This window comes from Streptomyces sp. 71268 (assembly GCF_029392895.1).
Lineage (GTDB): Bacteria > Actinomycetota > Actinomycetes > Streptomycetales > Streptomycetaceae > Streptomyces.
The window spans coordinates 7,120,195-7,143,760 of sequence record NZ_CP114200.1 but is presented as its reverse complement, the minus strand read 5'-3'; the positions used below and the strand labels follow the sequence as shown (position 1 = coordinate 7,143,760).

Genomic DNA, 23,566 nt, shown 5'->3' with positions numbered 1-23,566 from the left:
AAGACCGGCGAAAGGAAGAGGAGGAAGGATGCCACCGAAGGCCGCGCAGCGCGAGAAGCCGCTGATCATGGTGGTGGGGTGCGGTGACCTGGGATCACGGCTGCTCACCATGCTGCTCCAGGCGCCCGAGACCAACCACGTGGTGATCACCGGCCGCGACGTGGAGAGGCTGACCCGCACGGCGAACCTCGCCCGGTTCACCGCCGCGAACCTGGGGCTCGTCGGGGAGGTGGGCGTCGAGCGGGTCGACCTCGAAGACGTCGGCGCGACCGCCGAGACCCTGGCCCGGGTGCGCCCGGACATCGTCGTGATGACGGCGTCGCTCCAGTCCTGGCGGGTCATCACCCAGTTGCCGAGGGAGCACTTCGAGGCGCTGGACGAGGCGCAGTTCGGCCCCTGGCTGCCGATGCACCTGACGCTCAACCACCAGCTCGCGAAGGCCGTCCAGGAGTCCGGCACGGCACCGGTGGTGCTCAACGCGGCGTTCCCCGACGCGGTGGGCCCGGTACTGGACACGGTGGGTCTGGCTCCCACGACGGGCGTCGGCAACGTCGCCAACATCATCCCGGCGCTGACCTTCGGGTTCGCCATCGAGGCCGGGGTCGCGCCGGCCGACGTGCGCGTACGCCTGGTCGCCCAGCACTACTTCAGCCACTACGTGCCCCGGTTCGGCGACGAGGGCAACGGGCGCTACCACCTGTCGGCGACCGCGCGCGGGAAGCCTCTCGACGGCATCCCGCACCGCGCGGTCTTCGCCCACCTCAGCGGGCGGCTGCGCAGGCTCGGAGGAGAGGCCGGCCAGTTGCTCACCGCCTCGTCGGCGATGCGCGTGGTGCACGCGCTGGCCTGCGGCGGCGAGCGGATGGCGCACGCCCCCGCGCCGGGCGGTCTGCCCGGCGGCTACCCGGTGCGGGTCGACGCCGGGGGCGTCACCGTGGACCTGCCCGCCGATGTGCCGCTAGACCTCGCCGTGGCCATCAACGAGGACTGCCAGCGCGCGGACGGCATCGACCGCGTCGACGCCGACGGCACGGTCACCTTCGCCGAACGCGAGATGTCCGTCATGAAGGAGCTGCTCGGCTACGAGTGCCGGACGATGCGTCTGGAGGACAGCGGCGAGTGGGCGGCGGAACTGGGCGCGAAGTACCGCAAGTTCGCCGAGCGCGTCACCACCTGAGGCGCCGGCCGCCCTCGCGCTCCCACCGGCCCGCGCACCGCTCCCCCGCGCCGTGGCCCCGCCGCCGTCCCTTGTACGTCGGGCGCGCTCCCCCGGCGCACGCTCGGCCGTACCCGCGACCACCCCGTTCGTCCACGATCCACCCGATGACGAAGGAGAACGCGATGACCACCCAGCCCCTGGGCAGCGAGATCGAGATCGCCTACGAGGACGCGAACAACGAGAACCTCACCCCCGGCGAGGACTTCGCGCGGGCCGTCGCCGCGCGGACCGACGAGGACGAGGTCGTCGTCCCGTTCCAGGCGTACCTGCCCGCCTCGTTCCCGCTGCTGAAGACCCGCCCGCGCTACATGGTGCGGCACCTGCTGAAGGTGGGCCGGGTCCGCGACGGGAACGGCGCCTACCTGGAGGAGTTCACCCACACCGACCGGGGCCCCAGCGGCACGGCCTACCAGGCGACGCCGGAGTCCACCTTCGGCTCCACGCTGCGCACGGCGCGGTTCACCGACGTGGAGATGACGCTGAACGTGCCGGTGGACTTCGTCCGCAGGCCCGGGCTGCTGGCCAGCTTCATCGACTACCGGATGTTCGTGCGCATGTGGACGCAGGAGAACGAGATACTCCTGTACGGCAGCAAGGATGGCCACGTCGAGGGCCTGATGAACATGAAGGGGCTGCGTAGGCGGACCGGCAGCGGGGACCTCCACCGCGAACTGTCCCTCGCGGCCTGCGAGGTGGAGGAGACCGGCGGCTCCTGCGACGGCGTCGTCGTCCACCCGGAGCTGTACTGGCTGGCCGCCGAGAGCGGATTCCTGGACCGGTTCCGCAGCGCGGGCGTGACGGTGTCGCGCACCAGGATGATGCCGCGCGGCAAGGCGCTGCTCGCGGACTTCCGGGCCGGGGCGACCCTGCTGAACCCGGGCGTGTCCACGCTGACCCTCAGCAAGGATCCGGAGGCGGCGGACCGCCGCGTGATCACCGCCCGCACCAGGATGGGGCTGGCGGTGCACGTGCCGCAGCACTTCCTGCTGTACAGCCACGAGGGGTGAGCGGCGCGGTGCCGGAGGAGAAGCCGCGCGTCCTGTACATCACGGGCATGATGCGGTGCGGCAGCACGTTCGTCGGCAACGTCCTGAACGAGATGCCCGGCGCGATCCACATCGGCGAGCGGTACTTCCTGTGGAAGAACGCGCTGCTCAGGGACGGCACGAACACCCTGTGCGGCTGCGGCCGCGACCTGCTGGAGTGCGAGGTGTGGTCCGGGCGGCTGCGGGACCCCGGCGGCTGGAAGGCCCGCCGGCTGTGGGACCTGCAACAGCGCTTCCTGCGCACCCGGCACACCGCGCCCCGGCTGGCGGAGCTGCGCGGCCACCGCCGCCCGCCGCCCGAGGTCGCGGAGCTGGGCGACGCGATAGCCGACACCCTGCGCGGGACCGCCGAAGCCAGCGGCGCCCCGCTGGTCATCGACAGCTCCAAGAACGCGGCCGACGCCGCCGTGCTCGCCGGGCGCCCGGACCTCGACGTCCGGCTGCTGCACCTGGTACGCGACCCACGGGCCACGGTGACCTCGTACCTGGCGCCCAAGGACTACCTGGAGCGAATGAGCGCGGCGCGGACCCTGTCCTACTGGGCCGCGTTCAACGTGGCGTCGGAGGCCGTCGGCGCCGCGCTGGGCGACGAGCGCTACCTGCGGCTGCGGTACGAGGACTTCACGCGCGCCCCGCGCGCGGTCATCGACGAGATCGCCCGGTTCGCCGGGGCCAAGGACACCTCGGCGATCGACTTCGTCTCCGACCGGTCCGTGGTGCTCGGCACCAACCACACGGTCACCGGCAACCCCGACCGCCTCCAGCAGGGCACGACCGAGATCAGGACGACCGAACGGTGGCGGGAGACCATGTCGGCGCCAGGCCGGGTGGCCGCCTACGCCGGCGTGGCGCCGCTGATGCTCAGGTACGGGTACCACCGGTAGCGGCCCTCGCCGCCGGAAGCCCGTGACACGCGGCGGGCCGGGCCACGCGCCCGGCCCGCCCTCGCCGCCCTCCCCCGCGCGACCGGCCGCCGGCCGGGCGGGGGCCGGACAGGCCGGGTACGGGGGCCGGACGGGCGATCGCGCGGGCCGGACGGGCGGGTGCGGCGGTCAGCCGCGCCCCCGGTCGGCCGGGCCGCGCGCCCCGTGCGCGGCCGGGGACGCGTCGGTACCGGCCCGGGCGGCCTCGGGGGCGGACGGTGCGACGCTCCGCCCCTCCGGGGCGCGGGCGGGCTCGCGCACGACCCGATAGGTGGTCCAGAGGAGGGTGAGGGCCGCGAGAACGGCGGTCAGCACCAGCAACTCGCTGACGGAAAGGGCGTGTTCGGCGACCGCCAGCAGGTACGGCGCGCCGAAGCCGAGGTAGGCGATGGCCTGGAAGATGGCGGTCAGCCTGCCCAGGTTCTCCGGGCCCGCCATGCGCTGCACCTCCATCAGGCCGTACACCAGGCAGCAGCCGTACCCCGCGCCCAGTACGAGCGCCGCCGCCGCGATCAGCCACCAGCGCGCGTCCGTGGCGGCGATCGCGCCGAGCACCAGACCGACCACCACGATGCCCAGCGCGGTGGCGACCAGGTACGGCTTGTCGGGGCGGCTGACCCGGCGCGCGAGCGGCTGGACGAGGATGCCGGCGACCATGGTCAGGGCGGTGACCACCGCGCTGAACAGCAGCGCGTCATCGCCAAGCTCCTCGCGCACCAGGCCGGGCAGGTAGGCGAGCGCGATCGAGGACGCGCCGAAGACCCACGGGGCCAGCGGCACCACCACGAGGCGGAAGCGGCGACCACTCTCCCGCGACAGGCGCGGCCGGGCCCACAACACGGTGTCCGCCTCGGCCTGCCGGGTCTCCGGGGCGCGCAGCACCAGCGGCAGGGCGACGAGGGCGAGCAGCACATGCGGGACGTAGGAGCTGACGATCGGGTGCGGCGCCCACTGCGCCAGCAGCCCGGCGACGAGCGGACCCACCGCGAAGCCGGTGGTCATGCCGATCGTCGCGCGCCGGGCTCCGATGTGGGCGTCCTGGCCGGAGCCGTGGACCGTCAACTCCTTGATCCACGCGGTGCCGGCGCTGAACGCCGCCCCGCTGGCGACGCCGGCGACCAGCCGCCCGACGAACAGCCAGGCCAACCCCGAGTCCGCCAACATCAGCAGGACGCTGGCCAGCGCCGAGACGCCCAGCGCGGGTGCCAGCATGCGACGGCGCCCGTACCGGTCGGACAGCGGGCCGCCCAGCAGCAGTCCCGGGATCAGCCCGATCGCGTAGAGGGCGTACGTGGCCTGCACCGTCGCCGTGGAAACGCCCAGCTCGGAGCGGTACATCAGCAGCAGCGGCGCGAACTGGTTGGCTCCCCAGCCGACGGCGGCGACCCCCAGGGCGATCGCCAGCCAGGCGCGCCCGCCGACCCCGGGAGGCCGGGCCCGACTCGCCGGTGGTTCACGGTCCACACGCGTTGTCTGATCGGTCATATACCGACAGTGACGGTGGCCACCTCTCCTCGCAATGGGCCGGAATGCCAACACGCGTACAATTTGGGACATGACTTCCGTGGCCCTGGCCGTAGTCGACGGGATGCCCCTGTTCGAGCTGGCCATCCCGTGCACGATCTTCGGCCCCGGCAACCCGGAGGCGGTTGGCGCGGGCTACGAGCTGACCGTCTGCGCCCCGCCCGGCGCCATGATCGGCGGCTGGCTGCGCGCCGAGGCCCCGCACCGGCTGGAGGACCTGGTGAAGGCCGACACGGTGATCGTGCCCGCCTGCGACGAGGCCATGGACCGCCCGCCCACCGACCTGGTGGAGGCCGTCCGCGCGGCCCACGAGCGGGGCGCGCGCGTCGCCTCGATCTGCACGGGCGCGTTCGTGCTGGCCGCCGCCGGACTGCTCGCCGGCCGCCGCGCCACCACCCACTGGATGTACGCGCCGAGGCTGGCCGAGAGCTACCCGGACGTCGAGGTGGATTCCGACGTGCTCTACATCGACGACGGCGACGTGCTGACGGCGGCGGGACAGGCGGCGGGGATCGACCTGTGCCTGCACATGGTGCGTACCGACCACGGGGCCGCCACGGCCAACCGGCTCGCGCGGCGGCTGGTGGTGGCCCCACACCGGGCCGGCGGCCAGGCCCAGTTCGTCGCGACCCCACTGCCCGGCCCGGACGACGCCGCGCCCGGTGCCGGCCGGCACGACCTGGCCGGACTGCTGGAACGGACGCTGGAGCGGCTGGACGAGCCGGTCACGGTCGCGGTCCTGGCCCGCAGGGCCGGGATGAGCCCACGCCACTTCACCCGCCGGTTCGCCGCCGTCACCGGCACCAGCCCCTTGCAGTGGCTGCTCACCCAACGCGTCCGCCGCGCTCAGGAACTGCTGGAGGTGACGGACGACAGCGTCGACCGGATCGCGGAGCGCGTGGGCATCGGCACCCCGACGACCCTGCGCCGACACTTCCACCGCATCGTCGGCGTCTCCCCCATCGCCTACCGCCGCGCGTTCACCGAGGCCCGCGGCCTGCGCCCACCCACCGCCCAGCCCACCCCACCACCGAGCGACGCCGCCGTGACCGGAACCACCGCACTCGGGGCACACACCCCCGCCCGCACCGCACCACCGCCAGCCGCTCCGACCGTCCCCCCGACGGCCCGCACGCCCTGACGACGATCATTCCCCTCGCGTCCACCCGCTCCACCGCCGAACCGTTTTCGGCTAGCCGCTGTCTGGATATGCGACGGCCGAGTGAATTCCAGGCGTATCGCCGGCGTTTACCCTCTGGGGTTATGACCTCGGTCAGCCGGTATTCGGTATTCCAGATGAAGGTCCAGGTGTGCTTCTTGCCGTTGAAGCCGCTCTTCTCCGGTGCCTGCGGCCTCTCGTCGTTCTCCAGGTCGCCGTTCTGTTTGATCGTCTCTCGCTCGACGCCTGCATGCCCGCGACCGCGACCGTGGAGACGGAGCCGGGTCCCGCATATCTGGTTCGGGTATTGGCCGAATTCTGGGTGGTCTGGTTGAAGGAACCAAGGAAACCAAAGATCACCCGTGCTTCGATCGACTCTTCCCGCACGGTCTTCACCTGGTAGGGGGCACCATGGACCCCGCCCGAAGCCGGCTAACATTCACGTCCCCCGGGGAAACCCACTCCCTCATGAACGGCCGAATCGCCACACTCGTTATGGCTACCGGCGCACCTGGACCAAATCGTGTTACAAGCTTTACGCCGCAGGCGTTCTGGTTGAAGAGGCGCGTCCGTGCTTAGCTTGGCGCGCGGGGGTCGCCACGGATTGCGACTACCCCGCTTCTGGCATGCCAGGCATTGCCCGTACTCACCGCATGATTCCACTGACCCGAGGAAGTGGCCTTCATGAATTTAGTGCGCCGTCTCAGCGTAATGACCGCGGCTATCGCCGCCATCACCATGGCCCTCGTCACCCCGGCATCCGCCGCCCCGGCCGAGCGGACCGCCGCATCCGTCGGACCGGTACAGCTCTCCATCGGAGGCCTGGGAAGCGGGCCGTACAACGTCGCGGTGCAGTCGGCCGTCGGCACCGCGATGGACAATGCCGTGTCCAAGGGGTTCGCCCCCGCCCAGTGCAAACTGGTCAAGGGCCCCAGCGTGGTCAATGAACTCCCGAACGGATACGTGCAGGTCGCGGTCGAGTACCTCTGTGCGGGAGAGCCGCACACACCCGGGCCCACGTTCGTCCTCAACCGCTACCACAAGAGCTCCGACACTCAGAGCAACACCTGGTACCACCCCGCCGGTTACCAGCTTCAGGGGCCGCTCGGGTCGCTGTACACCTACGCGGCCGCTGGCACCACACCGTTGTACCTCTGCCAGGTCAGGGGCGACCACTTCACCACCACAGACGTCAACTGTGAGGGCCAGCAGTATGTGACCCGTCTCGGCTGGCTCTACACAACCCAGCCGGCCGGAGTCGCCACCGTTCAACTGTTCCGATGCCTGCGGAACGAGAACCGCCAGATCTTCGACTCCATCCAGTCGAACTGTGAGGGTCAGATTCACGGAGGCGCACTGGGATACACCCTGGCCTGAGCCAGACCCAGCCGTTCTTTCGCTCCAGCCGCGGCGATCAGCCCTCGCACATAGGCGAGCGCGGATCGCCGCGGCTCCCCCGGTTGAACCGGTGCACGAACCGCTTATGCGGAGCGCCCAGTTCACCCACCCACAGCCTGACATCAGCAAGGCCCCCGCCCATGACCACAACCAACGAACGAGCTTTCAGACCGCGTGCGGGCACTACCGGAACAGGCCGCTGAACTACGGCTTCGATGATGTCCGCTCTTCTGTCATCAGTCGTCCGGAAGCCTTGAGGGCGCGGTTCTCAGCCCGTCCAGGGTGAGGTCGAGGAGGCGTTCGGCCTGCTCTCGCTGCTCGGGCTTGGCCGAGGTGAGGGCGATACCAGCGAGGGCGGCGAACATGTCGGTCGGGCTGATGTCTGACCGGATCGTTCCGGCAGCGGTATTGGCGTCCATGAGGGAGGCCAGGGCGGCCTGAATCATCTCGTGGCTGTCGGCGTAGGGATTGGTCCCCGAGTTGACAACGGCTCGCAGGGCGTCGGCCATGCCGAGTTTGGCGGTGGCATAGTCGATGAAGCGGCGGGTCCAGGCTCGCAGAGCCTCGGGGGGCGACATCGCCGCAAGGAGGCCGGGGACGGCGTCGCACAGCCGGGCCACTTCGTTGCGGTACGCCGCCTCGATCAGAGCTTCCCTGGTCGGGAAGTTGCGGTAGAGGGTGCCGGTTCCCACACCCGCTTCCTTGGCGACGCGTTCGAAATGCGCGTTCAGTCCCTGCTCAGTGAACACACGCACCGCGGCGGCCAGGATCTTGTCGCGGTTGCGTTGCGCGTCAGCCCTCAGCGGGCGTCCCGTGTCCCGGGCCATCAAGGGCTCTCCCTGTCTCCGTTTGCTAACCGGAGGCGCCGCCACTTACTGTGGGTTGAAGTGGCGGCGCCTCCAGTTTCACTGTAGGGCACGGCCGCCCGCACTCCTCCGCTGGAAGGGCGGTCCCCCATGTCGGGAATCGACGGCAAAGTCGTGGCGATCACGGGCGCCAGCAGCGGCATCGGTGAGGCGACCGCGCTCCTGCTCGCCGAGCGCGGCGCGAAGATCGTCCTCGGGGCACGCCGTCCGGAACGCCTTGAGGCCCTGGCCGCCCGCATCGAAAAGGCCGGCGGTGAAGCCGCCTGGGCGCGTACGGACGTGACGCGACACGAGGACCTTTCCGGCCTCGTCAAGCTGGCACGCGATCGATACGGCAAGCTCGACGTCCTCGTCAGCAATGCCGGGGTCGGTCTGATCTCCCGCCTGGATGACCTGCGCGTCCAGGACTGGGAGGAGATGATCGACGTCAACCTCAAAGGGGTCCTGTACGGGATCGCCGCAGCCCTTCCCATCTTCCGGGAGCAGGGCTTCGGACACTTCGTCAACACCGTGTCCACCGCCGGACTGCGCATCGTGCCGCTCCAGTCGGTGTACGCCGGCACGAAGAACGCCGTGCGCACCATCTCCGAGGGCCTGCGCCAGGAGGCCGGGGACAGCCTGCGCGTGACCGTCGTCTCGCCCGGCGCCGTCCGTACGGACTTCGCAGAGCGCATGGATCCGGCCGTGAAGGACCAGATCGACAAGATGATGGAGATCGCTCTCTCGCCGGACGCGGTGGCCCGCGCCATCGCCTTCGCCATCGAGCAGCCGGACGGTGTTGACGTAGGTGACATCGTCATTCGCCCCACCGCCCAGGGATAGGCCCGCGCATCCACATCACACCAAGCAGATGCCTATCCAACCCACGAATGCTCTCAGCTAAGACACAGGGGCCGGGTCGACCCTTGAGTCTCGCTGAACAGGCACAGCCGCGATCTACAAGCAGCTCGGGCTACGACTCACCTATGGCCCCGGGAAACACAAAGTGCTGGTTGAGATCGATCTCAACCAGCACCATCTGGGCTCCCGTGGGCTACCAGTCGATGTCCGAGGGGGGATCGCGACCCTTGTCCCACGGATTGATCCGATCCGGACAGAGCTGATGCTTCCATAAGCGCGGGATGGGCTGTGCAATCCATGCCGCCAGAAAGCCGCGCTCCGCCACCGACCAACATGCTCGACCTTCTGCACGAGCGCGAACGGGAGCATGGAAGTACCTGCCGCTGCACAGCTTCGATCGCTTGTTGTCGGGTGGCCGGGCGAAAGCGCCTGCCGTTATCGCTCACGGTCCAGCAGTCGCCAGTGTGGAGCGCTATCACGCCGGCGCGGGCTGCGTCCCCTGTCCCGGATCAAGGAGACCGTTACCGCGATCGCCTCCGGCGACTACTCTCGCCGCGTGCCCGCGGCTCACCCCGGCTGCCCTCCTCCTCCCTCGACCTCGCCCCCACGGACCTGCGCACCCTGGCCGCGGACGCCCTGCACGACGTACGCGCCCTGGACGCCACCCGACCCCTGACTCTCACCGGCCCCGGCGGCGGAGAACCCGCCACCGCGCCCGCCGACGCCGACGAAGCGCGACTGCGCCAAGTCGTCACCAACCTCATCGGCAACGCCATCACTCACACTCCCGCCGGCACCCCCATCCGGATCGGCGTCGGCACCATCGGCGCCCACGCCGTCCTGGAGGTAGCCGACCAGGGTCCAGGTCTCACCGCTCCCGAACGCGATCGCGTCCTCGATCGCTTCTACCGCACCGACGACTCCCGCACCCGTGCCACCGGCGGCTCTGGTCTCGGTCTCGCCATCGCCCAATCCCTCGCCACAGCGCACGGGGGCCACATCGCCCTCGACACCGCCCCTGGAGAAGGCTGCACCTTTCGACTGCTGCTGCCCGCTCTCAATGCGGTGAAGACACCAACTTCCGACGAAGCGCGCGAGCAGCAGAGGGTTGGCGACGCCACGCGCACCGATCGGTACCCGCGCATGCACTAAGCGGCAACGCCCCCCAAAAGGTCCTGTTTGCCTTCGTCCATCGATCAGCGTGATCGGCGGTGGTGGGTGGGCCGGCGATGGCCGGCGGAACGGAGCCAGGCTCGTTGGGTGTTCGGGGCGTGCGGTGTGCTGGTTGGTTGGTGCGGCGCGGGTCCCGGCGCCGTGGGCAACCCGCGTCTGCTACCGCGGAGTCACCAACTGAAACGGCCTCCTGGCCATGCGCGCGCAGGCCTTCCCCACTGTCACGGCACACGCACCTGGGACAAGGGGCTCGAACGGGTGGGGCGGCCGCCGTGAGACCGCCCCCGCACGATCGATGTCCCGCTACACCCCGCCCTCAGCGAGGGACCGGGTCAGACAGTGAAGTCCAGCTGAAACCTAGCCTGCGATGATGGCACCGAGGGCCATTCCGCCGATGAGTCCAACGGCGCCGACTATCAGGGCGATGGTGGACAGCCGTTCGTGTCGGGCGAATTTGGCGATGATGGCCAGGATCAGCCCTCCCAGTCCGAACACGATGGGCAGGAAGAGGAGACCGATCGCGCCCAGCACGATCGCGATGATGCTGAGAACGTTCTCGCTGGCACTGTTCCTGGCCACGGCGTGGTGCCGCCCGACCGGCTGGTTGCCGTACTGCGTAGTCATCTCTCGCTCCTTCGGATCGGTCGCTCGAAGATCCGGTCTCAAGGCGACCGGTCTGACGCTCAGTTGCCCCGAACCTCGGATGTAATGCCGCCTGCGGACCGCCAGTTCGCGGTCGATGGCTGTTTCGCACAGTGGCCCTGGCTCGCTCGCGACGGTGTGTTGGCCGTGGTGAGCCGTTGACCCGGCCTCACAGGATGGCCAGACGCGGTAGTCGAGCTTGTCGCGTCGGTGAGGTCAGGGGCGGCCGACCGATCAGGTGGAGGGGCCTTACGCAGGAACCCGTCCCGCATCCGGCAGGACGCCGATCTGCTCGCGAAGGGTCTCCAGGCGAGCGACGGCGTCCTCGGCGACGCTGGCCGGCCAGCGCCCGTCCGCGCTGGCCGGCGGGATCAGGCCCAGACGCAGAGCCCGCCGCATCCGCCACTCAGGCAGAGCGAGCAGGGCGGAGCGCGCTTGAAGGTCGCCGACCAGAACCTGGCGAAGCCCGTGTGACGAGTCCTCGTCCTGGACGAGGCCGGGATCGAGGCCCCGGTCGCCTTCGGCGGCGGCTGCCGGAGACCGGGTCCCGAATTTTCTCCCCGAGCGCACTTGATCTGGAGCGCGCTCCAGATCCGAGTATGAGGGGCATGGATACCAACACCACTGACCCCCAGATCGTCCTGGGGACGATGGACTTCGGCACCCGCGTCGGCCCGGACGAGGCTTTCGCGGTCCTCGATGCCTTCGTCGGCGGAGGTGGCGTCTGGCTCGACACCGCGAACTGCTATTCCTTCTGGGTTGATCCGAGTGGCGTCGGCGGTGCCAGCGAGCGTGTCATCGGCGCGTGGCTCCGCGCCCGCCCCGGCGCGCGCGACGCGGTGCGGATCGCGACGAAGGTCCGGCATAACCCGCTCGTCCCGCACTCCTGGCCACAGAGCGCCGAAGGACTTTCCGCCCCTGCCATACGCACTGGTGTTGAGGGAAGCCTGGGGCGTCTCGGAGTCGATCACGTCGATCTCCTCTGGGCTCATGCCGAGGACCGCACCGTGCCGCTGGAGGAGACCGTTGGCGCCTTCGGCGAGCTGGTCGCGAAGGGAACGGCTCTACGGGTTGGGGCGGCGAATCATGCTGCCTGGCGCGTCGAGCGCGCCCGGTCACTCGCCCAGGAGCAGGGCGTGGAAGCGTGGACGGCCCTGCAACTGCGCCACTCACTCGTCCAGCCGCGCCCACTGACCCCCCTCGCGGAGAGTGGCCATCGCCTGCTCACTGACGAGGATCTGGACTTCGCGCAGTCGCAGGGGCTCACCACGTGGTCGTACAGCTCGCTGATGTGGGGTTCCTACGTGCGCGCAGACAAGCCACTTCCACCCACTTATGATCACCCGGGTACCACCCGGGTGCTCTCGGTCCTAGACGATGTGGCCAATGAGCTGACGGCCACGAGGAACCAGATCGTCCTCGCGTGGCTGATGCGCCGGGGGATCGACCCCATCGTCGGCGTGAGCCGGGTGGAGCAGATCGAGGAGGCGCTCGCCGCACGCCGTGTGCAGCTCGACGACGAGCACCTGGCGCGCTTCGCCGAAGCGCGGTAGCAACGGTCGGACAAGGAGCCCTGTGACCACCCGCCTCACCCCTGCAGCAGCGGCCGACCGCACCGGTGTCTCCCTCGACACACTGCGCTACTACGAGCGTGAAGGGCTCATCGGCCCTATTCGGCGCTCCACCGGCGGGCGCCGGGAGTACACCGAGGACGATCTCTTCTGGATCGGCCTGGTCACGTGCTTTCGTGACGCCGGCCTCGGCATAGCGGACCTGCGGGCGTTCGTCGCCATGCTGCGCGCCGAGCATTCTGCGCAGGAGCGGGTCGCCTTCCTCCGCGAGCGCCGTGCCACCCTGGAGCAGCGCGTGGCGGCGCTGCGCCGGGCCCTGGAGGTCCTCGACGACAAGATCGCCTACTACAGCTGAGAGCAGAGGGCCCCGCACTCAGCTCGCACCCTGTCCACCAGTCGTCGGTGAGGCGGAGGCTGTACCGGACGTCATCGGGGCAGGACCGTGGTGCCGCCGTCGGCGCGGACCAGGAAGCCTGTTGGGTGGGCCGTCGTGCAACGGGTGGCGCGACGGCGGCCGGGTGTGATCCGGATGGGGCCGTGTGGGCCCGGATCTCCTCAGCACAGGGTGTCGGCGGGTTGTGGAGGGGCGGGGTTGTTGAGGGAGTTGTTGAAGGCCCTGGGGCTCCCTTCGGTGATCGTTGGCCGTTCCTCAGAAGACGTCGGTTTCTTGAAGGGCGGGGGCGGCACTATCCTCGCTGCGGCGCCGACCACGGTGGCTGGCCGGCGAGGAGAGGTAGAGCAATGCCGCAAGCGGGACATGCTGTCGCGTGGGGGAATTCCCCCGGGCGACAAGCGCCCAGCGCAGTGGAGGAGGCGCACCGCTTGGCGGCGGTGCGCCGGTACGACATCCTCGATACCCCGCCGGATGGGGCGTACGACCGGGTGGCGGCGATGGCGGCCCGTTTGTTCAAGGTGCCGGTGGCGACCGTGACGATCGTGGACGAGGATCGGATCTGGTTCAAGGCCGCCCACGGTCTGGAGGGCGTCGGCGAGATCAGCCGGGAGCCGGGCCTTTGCGGCTCGGCGGTCCTCGCCGACGACACCCTGGTCATCCCCGACACTCTCGCCGACCCCGTCGCCTGCAACAACGGGCTGGTCACCGGTCCGATGGGCGTCAGGTTCTACGCCGCCGCCCCGATCATCACCCACGACGGGCACCGGCTGGGCACGGTGAACATCCTCGACGTCAAGCCGCGCTCGATCACCGAGGAGGACACCCGCACGCTCGCCGACCTCGCGGCGATCGTCCTGGACGAGCTGGAGATGCGGCTCGCGGCCCTGAAGGCCCTGCGCGTCGAGCAGGAGCGGCGCAGGGAGCAGGAGGAGGCCCGGGCACGGGCCGAGCGAGACAAGGCGTCGATCGAGGCGTTCGCCGCCACCTTGCAGCGCACCCTGCTGCCGCCGGCGCTGCCGGTGGTTCCGGGGCTGGAGCTGGCCTGCCACTACGCCACCGCCTCTCCGCAGGACGTGGGCGGCGACTTCTACGACGTCTTCCCCCTGGACGCGGGGCGCTGGGTGTTCTTCCTCGGGGACGTGTGCGGCAAAGGCCCCGAGGCCGCCGCCGTGACCTCCCTGACCCGCTACACCCTGCGGGCCGCCGCGCTGATCGACCCCGACCCCGACACCGTCCTGACCGCGCTCAACAGCGCGCTGCTGCTGGACCCCGCGGACGGCACCCGCTACTGCACAGCCGTCTTCGGCCTCCTTCAGCCGCACGAAGACGGAGGGTTCACCGTGACGGTGGCCACCGGCGGACACCCGCCGATCTACCACCTGCCCGCTCCCACGAGCCAACCCGTACACCCGCAGGCCATCCGTCCCCAGGGCGGCATGCTCATCGGCGCCCTCGCCGAGGCACGCTTCGCCTCCACCACCTTCCGCCTCGCACCCGGCGAGGCACTGCTGCTCTACACCGACGGGCTGACCGAAGCCCGCACCGAAAACGGCGACATGCTCGACGAGGAGGGCCTGACCGCCTTCCTCACCGAACGCACCGGGCCCGCCAGCGCGACAGCGCTCGTAGAGGACACCATCACCCTCATCGACACCTTCCCCCACGGCGCCGGCGACGACGTCGCCCTGCTGGCCCTGTCCGTCCCCGCAGCCGACGCCGACGTGAACGCGGTGGCCGCCACCGCCCACACCATCGCCCCCGCCGGCCCGACGCCGGAGAAGCACCCGTGACCAACACCTTCCACCTCACCTGCCAGCACACCGACGGCGACCTCGCCCTGGCCCACGTCGCCGGCGACCTCGACGTCGCCACCGCGCCCGCCTTGCGCACCCAGGCCCTCGCCCTCATCGAACGGGGCCACCGCCACTTGATCCTGGACCTGGCGGCCGTCACCTTCTGCGACTCCTCCGGCTTCAACGCCCTGGTCGGCATCTACCGCTGCGCCCAGGCAGCCGACGGCAGCCTGGCCCTGTCCGCCGTTCCCGACCGGCTCGACCGGCTGCTACACCTGACCGGCCTGGACACCCTGCTGCCCGCCCACCCCACCGCAAACGCCGCTCTCGCCGCCCACACCCGCAGCCCGCGCACAGACTCCGCATAAGCACGGGGGCGGACCCCGCCTCGGCCTTGTTCTTGATGGCCTTGCAGACCTGCTCCCCGCGCACGCGGGGGTGGACCGAGAAGCACAGGTCGCCGTCGCCAGATTATCCTCGTCGATTTTTCTTCGTGCCGTAGTAGATGAAGATCCCGAGCACTACTGCGAGCGCCACAATAAATAGCACGAGCCCGAACGTGCCATCGGGATACCACCCGCGAGCCAGGTTCATTGATTTTCCATTCTAGTATTATGCCGCAGTTCAGAGTGCTTGGTTTTTCGGCCGGAAGGCGATCCACGCAATGAGCACGAGCACGTCGAGGATCACCGCCACGGCCAGCAACGGGAAGGCAGCGTCCCAGCCACCTTTCATGCCAAGGATGAGAGCGAGGAGGTATAGGACGGCGGACGAGACTGCGAACAGGATGAAGTTACGCTTTGACGTCCCGTCTCCATATGCTCGCTCGAAGAGTTTGGCCATGTTTTTCCCTTTACTACCGGGGGCGGCCGCCGAAACGGCCTCCCCCGGATTTTACGTTCCGCTGTCCACTAATTCTTCAGTGAGTCCTCGACCTTTCCTCCGACGTATTCACCTGCGGCCGCCGCGACGACCGTGCAGCCTGTGCCGAGTGCGAAGCCTGCAACCCCTCCCGTGGGGACTGCGGTGACTCCAGCGCCGAACGCGCAGGCGGATTCGATCGCTATACCGGTGGCGAGGCCGGCGACCTGTCCCCACAGCGCGTCGGTGTCGCCCTTGAGGCCGTTGGAGACGGCTTCGGTGACGTCGCTGGCGCCTTCGGCGATGGTGCTGACCCAGCTGAGGCCGTTGGGGTCGATGCGGTTGACCGGGTCGCCATCCGCGTAGAGGTACGGGTTCTTCTCCTGGCCGGAGGGGTCGGGCTGGGTGAAGCGGCCGATGTTGGCGTCGTAGTAGCGGGCGCCGAGGTGGTAGAGCCCGGAGGGGTCCTGGTAGCCGCCGGCGAAGCGGTAGGGCTGGGCGACCGGCTCGCTGGAACGGGCCAGCAGGCGGACGCCGCGGGGGCTGTAGGTGTAGGTGTTGACCTTGTTGCCGTCACCGTCGGCCAGACCGATGACGCTGCCGAGGGCGTCGGTCAGGTAGTAGTAGGACTTGCCCCCGGTCGTCATGGAGTTGAGGGTGCCCCCAGGTTCCCGGTTGAAGCCCATGTCCACCCCGTCGGTGGTCTTCGCCGACAGGCCCAGCGGGCCGTGGTGGAAGAAGGTGTCGCCGAGCTTGATCCGCTCGCTCTGGTCGGTGGAGGCGTACTGACCCGCGTACGTCTTGGAGTCGACCGTGATGGAGGTCAGCTGGGAGTAGTCGGACCACTGCTCACCGGTGCGGGTGTACTCGGGCGTGGAGGCGCCGGCGGTCTCGTTGCCGACCTTGTCGTAGGACCAGGTGCCGGTGGAGGAGGACTTGGAGGTGAGCTGCTGGGCGTCGTTGTAGGTGTACGTGGTGCCGCGCGGGCAGCCCTTGTCGGTGCCCTGACTGGTGAGGTTGCCGGCCTGGTCGTAGCAGTACTGCCAGGAGTCGGCGATGGCCCCGTTCCTCTCGTCCTTGGCGTAGGAGAAGCGGCCGGCGCTGTCGTAGGTGTAGGTGGTCTTGTAGCCGCCGACCGCGTCGGTCTTGGTGAGGATCTTGCCTCCGTCGTCCTCGGGCTTCTTCGTGGTGCCGCGGTCGTAGGAGTAGGTCAGCTCGACCAGGGTGCCCTGGGGGGAGGTCGTCTTGATCTTCTCCGGGCGGTTGGACTTGTCCGGGGTGACGCTCTGGACGGTGCCGCCGGGGTAGGTGGTCTTGGTGCGGGTGTCGTTGTTGTCGTAGGTGTACCTGGTGACCTTGCCGGCGGGTCCTTCAGCTCGGTGAGCTTGTTGACCGCGTTCCAGGTGTAGTCGGTGGTGCCGGCCGGGTCGGTGTAGGTGTCGACGTTGCCCGCCGCGGTGTAGGTCAGCTTGGTCTGCGAGCCGTTCTGCAGGGTGCGGACCGTCTCGCGGGACAGCGGGTCGAAGGCGTACGTCGTCACCCCGGATCCGTCGGACCGCTGGACCAGGTTGCCGTCGCCGTCGTAGGCGTAGGTGACCGTGGCGTAGTTCGAGGAGTCGACCTTCGTGATCCGGTCCCGCTGGTCGTACTCGTAGAGGACCGTCACGCCCCGTCCGTCGAGCGTCCTCACCACGCGGCCCTGCTCGTCGTACCGGTGGGTGGTGGCGCCCAGCGGGGCGGGCGGGGTGACCTTGGTCAGGTTGCCCTTGGCGTCGTAGGTGAAGGACGTGGACACCGACTTGGTGTCGGTCATCTTCGCCGTCACCTTGCAGCGCTGGCCTTCGAAGCCGCCGCAGGTCGGGGTGGCCTTGTTGTAGTCGAAGGTCTGCTTGCCGCCGCCGGTGCCGGTGACCGCGACCGAGGTGGTGTTGCCGGCCGAGTCGTAGGCGTACTCGGTCTTCTCCTTGTCGGCGGTCTGCATCGTGCCGGGCAAATCGGCGCCGGCGATGGTCTGGTAGCCGGTCAGCGAGGCGGTGGCGCCGGTGGGCAGACCCGCCGAGGTCGGGTTGTTGCGTCCGTCCCAGCCGTACGTGGTGATATTCCCGCCAGTCGAACCGGTGCCCATGGCGTCGGTCGCCGTCTGGATGTTGTGGTTGGCGTCGAAGGTCCTGGAGCGGTTGCGGTTCAGGGCGTCGGTGGTCTTGGTGACCCGGCCGTCGTGCTCGTGCTTGGTGGCGTGGTTCTCCGGGTCGGTGACCGTGGTCGTCCCCGCCGCCCTGGGGTCGGTGGTGTTCGAGTACGCGTAGGTGTAGGTCGGGCCGGTGTGCCCGGAGCCGTTGAACGCGGTGGCCCGCAGCATCGAGCGGACGCGGTTCTGCTTGTCGTAGGTGAAGACCGTCACCCGCCCCTCCGGCGTGGTGATCTTGGTGACGCGTCCGTCGCCGTCGTACGCGAAGGCGGTGGCCTTACCCTCGGTGTCGGCGGTGCGCACCAGGTTGCCGGCCGGGTCGAGGTCGAAGACGGCCGTCCGGCCGGTGTGGTCCTTGGCCTGCCACTGGTTGGGATACGACTTGACCAGGTCGATCCAGCGGCCGGAGCGGGTCTCGGTCAGCTTGAAGCCCTTGTGCTCCTCGCCCTTATCGTGCTGGTCGACGGTGATGGTGCCCTTGTTCTTGTCGGTGACCTTAGTCAGCGTGCCGTGTTCGTTGTAGGTGTCCTTCACGCCCGTCTTGCGGCTCGTGAGGGTGTAGGTGCCGTCGGCGTTTTTCTTCAGGTCCTTGGAGTAGCCCTTGGGCGTGGTGAAGGTGCCGTCGGCCTTCTTGTCGAAGCGCACCGCGTCGCCGGTAGCGTCATACAGCACCACCTCGTCATCCAAGATCTGGAGGTAGCGCTCGTACTCCTGCCACCACCGCTGGGACACCTTCCCCCAGGGCGCGTCGAAGGAGTTGTAGGTCCGCGCCAGGCGCAGCTTCTGGCCGACCCCGGCGACGTCGAAGTCGGTGGCGGCGAGCATCAGGTTGCCGTTGGAGAGGTTGATCCGCGCCACGAGGGAGTCGGTGATGCGGAAGTCGGAGATCTCGTGCCAGGGGAGCGCGCCCTGGCCCTCGGGCACGTAGGCGGGCACCTCGCCCCGGACGCGGGGCGGCGCCTTCGCCGTCGTCTCGCCGGCGCGTGCCCGTTCCTTCTGCTGGGCCCGCCAGGCCGCCTGCTCCGGCGAAGGTTCTCCCTCCGGTTCCGGTACCGCCGGCTTGGTCTCGCCGACCTTCACCGGCGGGATGGCGAAGGGCTCCTTGGGCTTGCCCCACACCGACGTCGGACCGGGGTCCGGCGGTGTCGGGGCCGCCAGCGCAGTTGTCGAGGACGCGGCGAGCGACAGGGCGACCACCGTCGCCGCTAACCCGTAACGGGCTGATCTGTGAGCGGTTATGCGGGCACGCCGATAAGGCGTGCCCGAGGCACGTCTGGACATGTCTTCCCCCCACGAGAAGAGTCGTCACAGTGACCGCAACGGCCACTGGAAGCGCACACGCTGCCACAACTCCTGCACAAAGAGCTGTGCTGTTCCCCCGAGTTTGCTTCACATGCCAACCGCAATCAGACAAGTCCCTAACCGTCTGCACTGGGGCAAACAGGCACGTCCGGACAGGCAACGCCAGACCGGCGGCCGATTGGCTGACGGAACCCTGCTGGCAGGCCTCATGGCAGGCAGCGTGAGGTCGACTGAAAGCGTTTGCGGCTATCGGCCTCGTGAAGTACCTGAGTGGCCGAGGACTGCGCTGTCTCGGTGCTGAGGCAAACCTCATCCACCGGCCGTAGGTCCCACCGCCAGCCGCGTCTGCGAGCCCTGCTCCGTCCAGCCGCCCGCTTCCTTATGTGCTGATCTGCAGCCGGCTAGTGTGGACTGCTGCAGTTGCCTGTTCCAGTCCGCGAGTGTAGGGCCCGGGACAGGGTGACGAGGGCACGTTCCGGCTTGGGCGGTACGGGTGCGTTGGCAACGCCGCGGGAGCCCGTCAGTCAGGAGACGTCTTTGGCCTCCGCGTGCCACCGGGAGGGAGGCTTGGCCGGGAAGCTGGCGCCGTGTCAGTAGCCGTACGCGGTCTAGGAGCTCGAACTGGTTCCGGGTAAGGGAGATAGCCCATCGGGCGCCGCACTGCGAGTCGGTGCAGGTGACTTCAGACCAGGCGTGGCCGGCGGAGAGCTGGGTGAAGAGGCGCTCCCAGCCGCCAGTCTTGTCTGACCATCGCGCGGAACCGTAGAAGCTGTGGCGGTCGGGATCGTAGTGACGCAGGAGCATCTCCACGGTGGGGGCGATGCCGGCGCGGGGCGTGTCGCCGGCAGGGCAGAGCCCACCGCGCCCGGGCGGGCGCGGTGGGCGGGCGGGCCGTGTCAGTCTGCCTCGGTGGTGGGGCGCCCGCGTTGGCGGCGGCTGGGTCACCAGTCCACGACCGGCTGGGGCAGGTAGAGCGGGTGCCCCTTGTCGGTCCAGTCTGCGGGCGGGGGGGCGCCGGGACCGTTTTGCAGCGCCCGTTGAAGGGTGCGGCGGTGAACGTCCAGGTGGCGTGCGATGCGGGCCACCGGGAGGGGGCAGCTGGGCAGAGGCGGCTGCGTGGGTGCCTGGCCATTTATGACATGCGGAGACCCGATCGGCGCGTCGCAAGTCGCCCCGCCGCACGAGGGCCGCCTCCCTCTCGCTCCCCTTCACTGCAGCAAAAGGACGCGCACCGCAAAACTGTGCCCAGCCCGGGCACAGTTTTTCAGATCCGCCCTCGTCACCGCCCTCGCCCTCTCCCGGCGGCGTAGGCGATACGCATGCGGGGAGCCTTGCGCGTATAGCACCCCCTCGTCCGTGGAGGTGAGAAATGGCGAACTGGCGCTGTGGTTAATCGCCAGCGGCGGCGTTGAGTTGGGTCTGGGCCGCGACGACGAAACCGTCGTGAGCCACGCGGTGCGCGGCGAACGCATCGAGGTAGCGCTGCCACGACAGCTGCCGCGTGGGGCCAGGCGCTATCTCCTCAGAGGGGAAGTTGACGCAGCCGAGGATCAGGAGTCGTGTAGCGGCCTCGATGACGCTGGGCGGTCCTTCGAGGACGACGAGGTCGTACGCACTGGCCAAGTCGTCGCCGGCGAGGTGCACTTCCTGCGTCCGTTGCTGAAGTGCTTGCTCGCCGGCTTCCCCTCGGAGCGCCCGTGCTCGCTCTCAACGACCTTCCATCGTCGGCGTCTTGAACGCGGCGCGAAGCGCGCATTAAGTCGGCGTAGGCGTCGCGCTGGGCTGCGCGGCGTACGGAGTCGATGGGCCCTTGGTGGGCGTCGCGGGCGCTGGCTCTGCCGGCGGCCCCGGCCACAGTGGCAGTGGCGAGCGCGGCGCCGGCGCCGATGAGCGCGGCGACGATCTCGGATGTCACCGCGATCAGGCGTCGGCCGGCTCTGCCGCACGGGCTTCTAGACGTCGGCCTCCAGGGCCGCGCGCGGCAGCCCCTGGGCGCTCGCGTGTTCGGTGATGGCCTGCTGGACCGCGGTCGCGGCCTCTCGCCACGCCACGAACTCCTGCTGGTCGTCCTCGCGCGGCGCGCTCGCGTACTGCGCGTGCGCGGTGATAGCGGCGCGCTCCAGGGCTATGAGGTCGGCAGGAAGGTCCACGTGAGGGTGTGTATGTCGCGCGCCGCCAGGCCCGCGCCGGCGGTGGGGCCCGGCATCAGAGAGTCGTGTCCTGTCAGCGGGGGGCGGGGTGCGGCGGAAGACGACCACGGTCACGTCGTCCCGGTTCACCATGAAAAGGGTGGTGCGAGGATGGGTTGACTGGATTGTCAGCCGTATTTGTCTGAGAAGTGCTTCGCCGGGTGGAGCGGAAGCACTGCCGGCTCCTTCCGGTGTGACACGGGCTTCGGCTCCTGGCCTTCGGCTTGAAATCGCCGCGACGGTCGCGCGTTCGCCTGGCTGCGCGTGGGGAGATACCAGCGATCACACACCGAGTAGCCAGGGGGTCACGTGGGGTGGAAAAGAAAAGTATCCGAAAGCACACCAACCGTAGCCGAGCCCGCGACTGAGGCGCTGGAAAGTGTTCAGGCGGCCGTGGCGGTGCTCCACGAGCAGCTCGAGCACTCCACTGCGGGGGTGGCCGCTGTTCATCGCCGGCTCGACGACCCCACCGATGGGCTGGCTCGCGTGTATGGGCAGGCGGCACAAAGCCGTAAGACCTTGGAGGCCATGCATCCCGGGATGTCCGAACTACGGGAAGACGTCCAGATACTGCTCCGGCGCCAAGGCGAGGTCATCGCGGGCCTGGCCGCCGCGCGCGCGGAAATCCAGCAGGTAGCCGCAGCACTTGGCCCCGCCCATAGTGGGGGCGGCGACCCTCCCGCGGCCGCGCTGCCCCCCGAAGAGCCCACGGAGGAGAGCGACTTCTGGACACCGGCGCCCTCCGAAGGGCCCTCCACGGACGCTGCGCCGCATCACGAGCACGCCGACTTCGTCACCGCCACACCCCAGGGGGAGATCATGACCGACCAGCCCGCGCCAGACGACGCCAAGCTGAAGAGCGAGATCGAGGCCGCCTATCGCGGCGCCCCCGCCTCAGGGCAGGCCTCCCGGGCTGGCCAGCCCCCCTCCACAGAGAACGACCCCGCCGTCGACCACGGCGTGCTGCTGCTGAAGGCGGCCGGTGTCGCCTCCGTGATCCTGGTCGCCCATCGCGACACCTGGGACTGGGTGGCCGCCCTGGCCGCCCAGCACAAGCACTGGCGTACGCCCGCTGTCGTCGAGGACGTGGTCGAGGACGCGGAGGAGGATGGTCGGGAGGGCCGGGTCCAGGCCGTGCTGTCCGGGCGGTCGTTGATCGCGGTCTTGATCCAGCTGTGGAAGATGCGAGCGGAGGCGACGCCGGCCGACGCGGACTTTGCTCTGGCGTTGACCACATACACCCGCATCGCGTCCAGGCTCGCCGAAGTCGGCGAGCAAAGTGAGCGCGGGCAGACGATCCGCGTCGTCCTCGATGACGGCCTCCCCTCCCGCACCGCCGCCAACTGATCCCGGGCCGCCTGGGCTGAAGGGCGTCATCAACCAGCTCCGCCGGACAGCACCTTCCTGCGGGCTGGCGCCGGCCAGGCGCTCCGGTGCGACCTCCCGCGGCCAGCGCCCAGCTGTCTCATCGCCGCTTCATGACGTTCGGGCAGCACGTTCCGGCCGCCGAGGTCGCCCGGACCGTGCTCTCACCGACCCGGCCCCAGCGCGTCGTACGGGGGACGTACGGCCCGACCGACTTCACGACGCGAGCGGTGGGATCCAGAAGAGGTTGAGTCGGACCCTGCGTGCCGACTGTCCGAAGCGGTCGGCGAGCTCAGCCATCCCGACCACACTCAACTCCGGGAGCGTCGGCCGCGGCGCGGGCGGCGGCCCCGGGCCACTTTGTCATCCGGGTGCTCCCGGAGAGGGGCAGCGAGTTAGTTGTCAAGGCAACAGCAGCGGACCGGTGGCGCGTGGGCACACCGCCACCGGTCCGCACGCGCCCCCGGTCTAGGGCGGACCCGTCAGTCGATGGCCCAGAACCGGTTGTTGGCCGCGTTGCTGCAGGTGTACTGGATGAGGTCGGCGCCGTTGCCCTTGCTCGCGCCCCGTACGTTCAGGCACTTGCCGCTCTTCGCGTTGACCAGCCGGTACTGGCCGTACTGGCTGTGGTACTCCAGCACCCACAGCCCGTTGTTCTGGTTGTTGCAGTCCCACTGGACGACGCGGGCCTTGTTGGCCGTGCTGCCACCCTTCACGTTCATACACAGCTTGCTGTTGTAGTTGACCACGTGCCTCGTGGAGCCCGGCCCCTCGGTGAGGTACCACCAGTGGTGGCCCTTGCCGGTGCACGTCCACTGGTCGAGCCCCTTGCCCCTGGCCTTGCTGAGCCCCGGCACCTCCGCGCACTTGTTGGAATGCGCGAACTTGAAGTAATAGATGTAGTCGCCGGCGGCGCCCTTGGCCTCCCCCTGGAGCCCGTCCACAGCGCGCCAGGCCGACCCGGTGGCGCGCTCGGTCGCAGCCGAGTCGGCACGAGGCGCTACAGCGTCGGCCGCCGGCGCGGATACGAAGCCCCCTCCGATGACAGCCGTGGCCGCGGCGAGCGCCAGTGCCTTCTTGTTCTGTGCCATGGTTATCCCCCGAATTCCCGTG

At 69.5% G+C, this 23,566-nt stretch carries 18 protein-coding genes and 3 pseudogenes; 12 read left to right on the top strand and 9 right to left on the bottom strand.

The annotated features are described in order from the left end of the window. Window positions 1-28: 28 nt before the first annotated feature. The 3 genes from OYE22_RS28600 (at window position 29) to OYE22_RS28590 (ending at window position 3,149) form a co-directional block, all read left to right on the top strand. A complete protein-coding gene (locus OYE22_RS28600; protein ID WP_277323082.1) occupies window positions 29-1,177 on the top strand; it encodes a hypothetical protein in 1,149 nt (382 codons plus the stop codon). 146 nt (window positions 1,178-1,323) lie between these two features. Then, the gene (locus OYE22_RS28595) at window positions 1,324-2,226 is read left to right on the top strand and encodes a family 3 encapsulin nanocompartment shell protein (RefSeq protein ID WP_277323081.1); all 903 of its coding nucleotides are present in this window, start codon (window positions 1,324-1,326) and stop codon (window positions 2,224-2,226) included. Further along, window positions 2,223-3,149 carry a sulfotransferase gene (locus tag OYE22_RS28590; RefSeq protein ID WP_277323080.1) on the top strand — a complete coding sequence of 309 codons (927 nt, stop codon included), beginning with the start codon at window positions 2,223-2,225 and terminating at the stop codon, window positions 3,147-3,149. Before OYE22_RS28595 ends, OYE22_RS28590 begins: the two co-directional genes overlap by 4 nt. Window positions 3,150-3,317: 168 nt before the next feature. On the opposite strand, the gene OYE22_RS28585 is transcribed toward OYE22_RS28590, so the two are convergent. Continuing rightward, a complete protein-coding gene (locus OYE22_RS28585; RefSeq protein ID WP_277323079.1) occupies window positions 3,318-4,673 on the bottom strand; it encodes an MFS transporter in 1,356 nt (451 codons plus the stop codon). Window positions 4,674-4,743: 70 nt separating this feature from the next. Between OYE22_RS28585 and OYE22_RS28580 the strand changes: the two genes are divergently transcribed. Next, window positions 4,744-5,853 (top strand): helix-turn-helix domain-containing protein, encoded by a 1,110-nt coding sequence (locus OYE22_RS28580; RefSeq protein ID WP_277323078.1) that lies wholly within the window; start codon window positions 4,744-4,746, stop codon window positions 5,851-5,853. 729 nt (window positions 5,854-6,582) lie between these two features. Beyond that, entirely contained in the window at window positions 6,583-7,248 is a 666-nt protein-coding gene (locus OYE22_RS28575; RefSeq protein ID WP_277323077.1) for a hypothetical protein, read from the top strand. Between the two features lie 7 nt (window positions 7,249-7,255). Here OYE22_RS28575 and OYE22_RS28570 read toward each other — a convergent pair. Further along, window positions 7,256-7,411 (bottom strand): annotated as a pseudogene (locus OYE22_RS28570) (IS701 family transposase); the annotation flags it as partial. A 94-nt stretch (window positions 7,412-7,505) separates the two neighbouring features. Further along, window positions 7,506-8,096 carry a TetR/AcrR family transcriptional regulator gene (locus OYE22_RS28565; protein WP_277323076.1) on the bottom strand — a complete coding sequence of 197 codons (591 nt, stop codon included), beginning with the start codon at window positions 8,094-8,096 and terminating at the stop codon, window positions 7,506-7,508. Between the two features lie 129 nt (window positions 8,097-8,225). Between OYE22_RS28565 and OYE22_RS28560 the strand changes: the two genes are divergently transcribed. Together OYE22_RS28560 and OYE22_RS28555 are read left to right on the top strand one after the other, a co-directional pair. Continuing rightward, window positions 8,226-8,957, top strand: a complete 732-nt coding sequence (locus OYE22_RS28560; protein WP_277323075.1) for an SDR family oxidoreductase — start codon at window positions 8,226-8,228, stop codon at window positions 8,955-8,957. A gap of 606 nt (window positions 8,958-9,563) precedes the next feature. After that, window positions 9,564-10,127: pseudogene (locus tag OYE22_RS28555) on the top strand (ATP-binding protein); the annotation flags it as partial. Between the two features lie 378 nt (window positions 10,128-10,505). On the opposite strand, the gene OYE22_RS28550 reads toward OYE22_RS28555, so the two are convergent. Beyond that, complete coding sequence (locus OYE22_RS28550) at window positions 10,506-10,772, bottom strand: hypothetical protein (protein WP_277323074.1); 267 nt, start codon at window positions 10,770-10,772, stop codon at window positions 10,506-10,508. A gap of 617 nt (window positions 10,773-11,389) precedes the next feature. Between OYE22_RS28550 and OYE22_RS28545 the strand changes: the two genes are divergently transcribed. The 4 genes from OYE22_RS28545 (at window position 11,390) to OYE22_RS28530 (ending at window position 14,916) form a co-directional block, all read left to right on the top strand. Further along, window positions 11,390-12,343, top strand: a complete 954-nt coding sequence (locus OYE22_RS28545) for an aldo/keto reductase (protein WP_277323073.1) — start codon at window positions 11,390-11,392, stop codon at window positions 12,341-12,343. Window positions 12,344-12,365: 22 nt separating this feature from the next. Further along, entirely contained in the window at window positions 12,366-12,716 is a 351-nt protein-coding gene (locus OYE22_RS28540; RefSeq protein ID WP_217200858.1) for a MerR family transcriptional regulator, read from the top strand. 476 nt (window positions 12,717-13,192) lie between these two features. Then, on the top strand, window positions 13,193-14,545 hold the full coding sequence (locus tag OYE22_RS28535) for a GAF domain-containing SpoIIE family protein phosphatase (RefSeq protein ID WP_277324368.1): 1,353 nt from the start codon (window positions 13,193-13,195) through the stop codon (window positions 14,543-14,545). Continuing rightward, window positions 14,542-14,916: an STAS domain-containing protein gene (locus OYE22_RS28530; protein ID WP_277323072.1), complete on the top strand. Its 375-nt coding sequence runs from the start codon at window positions 14,542-14,544 to the stop codon at window positions 14,914-14,916. Before OYE22_RS28535 ends, OYE22_RS28530 begins: the two co-directional genes overlap by 4 nt. Before the next feature lie 256 nt (window positions 14,917-15,172). On the opposite strand, the gene OYE22_RS28525 is transcribed toward OYE22_RS28530, so the two are convergent. The 4 genes and pseudogenes from OYE22_RS28525 to OYE22_RS28510 all read right to left on the bottom strand — a co-directional run bounded on the left by OYE22_RS28525 (window position 15,173) and on the right by OYE22_RS28510 (window position 21,049). Next, complete coding sequence (locus tag OYE22_RS28525) at window positions 15,173-15,391, bottom strand: hypothetical protein (protein WP_277323071.1); 219 nt, start codon at window positions 15,389-15,391, stop codon at window positions 15,173-15,175. A 68-nt stretch (window positions 15,392-15,459) separates the two neighbouring features. Further along, window positions 15,460-18,677: pseudogene (locus OYE22_RS28520) on the bottom strand (RHS repeat-associated core domain-containing protein). Between the two features lie 1,611 nt (window positions 18,678-20,288). After that, a complete protein-coding gene (locus OYE22_RS28515; protein WP_277323070.1) occupies window positions 20,289-20,522 on the bottom strand; it encodes a hypothetical protein in 234 nt (77 codons plus the stop codon). A gap of 329 nt (window positions 20,523-20,851) precedes the next feature. Beyond that, window positions 20,852-21,049, bottom strand: a complete 198-nt coding sequence (locus OYE22_RS28510) for a hypothetical protein (RefSeq protein ID WP_277323069.1) — start codon at window positions 21,047-21,049, stop codon at window positions 20,852-20,854. A gap of 432 nt (window positions 21,050-21,481) precedes the next feature. Between OYE22_RS28510 and OYE22_RS28505 the strand changes: the two genes are divergently transcribed. Next, window positions 21,482-22,435, top strand: coding sequence for a hypothetical protein (locus OYE22_RS28505; protein WP_277323068.1), 954 nt, complete (start codon window positions 21,482-21,484; stop codon window positions 22,433-22,435). Window positions 22,436-22,935: 500 nt separating this feature from the next. On the opposite strand, the gene OYE22_RS28500 is transcribed toward OYE22_RS28505, so the two are convergent. After that, window positions 22,936-23,544, bottom strand: a complete 609-nt coding sequence (locus tag OYE22_RS28500) for an RICIN domain-containing protein (protein ID WP_277323067.1) — start codon at window positions 23,542-23,544, stop codon at window positions 22,936-22,938. Window positions 23,545-23,566: the final 22 nt, after the last annotated feature.

What these genes read in the sequence shown, in the direction of transcription:
- OYE22_RS28550 (WP_277323074.1), bottom strand. Translation starts at nt 10,772, where the DNA reads ATGACTACGCAGTACGGCAACCAGCCGGTCGGGCGGCACCACGCCGTG.
- OYE22_RS28500 (WP_277323067.1), bottom strand. Translation starts at nt 23,544, where the DNA reads ATGGCACAGAACAAGAAGGCACTGGCGCTCGCCGCGGCCACGGCTGTC.
- OYE22_RS28580 (WP_277323078.1), top strand. Translation starts at nt 4,744, where the DNA reads ATGACTTCCGTGGCCCTGGCCGTAGTCGACGGGATGCCCCTGTTCGAG.
- OYE22_RS28575 (WP_277323077.1), top strand. Translation starts at nt 6,583, where the DNA reads ATGACCGCGGCTATCGCCGCCATCACCATGGCCCTCGTCACCCCGGCA.
- OYE22_RS28560 (WP_277323075.1), top strand. Translation starts at nt 8,226, where the DNA reads ATGTCGGGAATCGACGGCAAAGTCGTGGCGATCACGGGCGCCAGCAGC.
- OYE22_RS28565 (WP_277323076.1), bottom strand. Translation starts at nt 8,096, where the DNA reads ATGGCCCGGGACACGGGACGCCCGCTGAGGGCTGACGCGCAACGCAAC.
- OYE22_RS28600 (WP_277323082.1), top strand. Translation starts at nt 29, where the DNA reads ATGCCACCGAAGGCCGCGCAGCGCGAGAAGCCGCTGATCATGGTGGTG.
- OYE22_RS28525 (WP_277323071.1), bottom strand. Translation starts at nt 15,391, where the DNA reads ATGGCCAAACTCTTCGAGCGAGCATATGGAGACGGGACGTCAAAGCGT.
- OYE22_RS28585 (WP_277323079.1), bottom strand. Translation starts at nt 4,673, where the DNA reads ATGACCGATCAGACAACGCGTGTGGACCGTGAACCACCGGCGAGTCGG.
- OYE22_RS28595 (WP_277323081.1), top strand. Translation starts at nt 1,324, where the DNA reads ATGACGAAGGAGAACGCGATGACCACCCAGCCCCTGGGCAGCGAGATC.
- OYE22_RS28545 (WP_277323073.1), top strand. Translation starts at nt 11,390, where the DNA reads ATGAGGGGCATGGATACCAACACCACTGACCCCCAGATCGTCCTGGGG.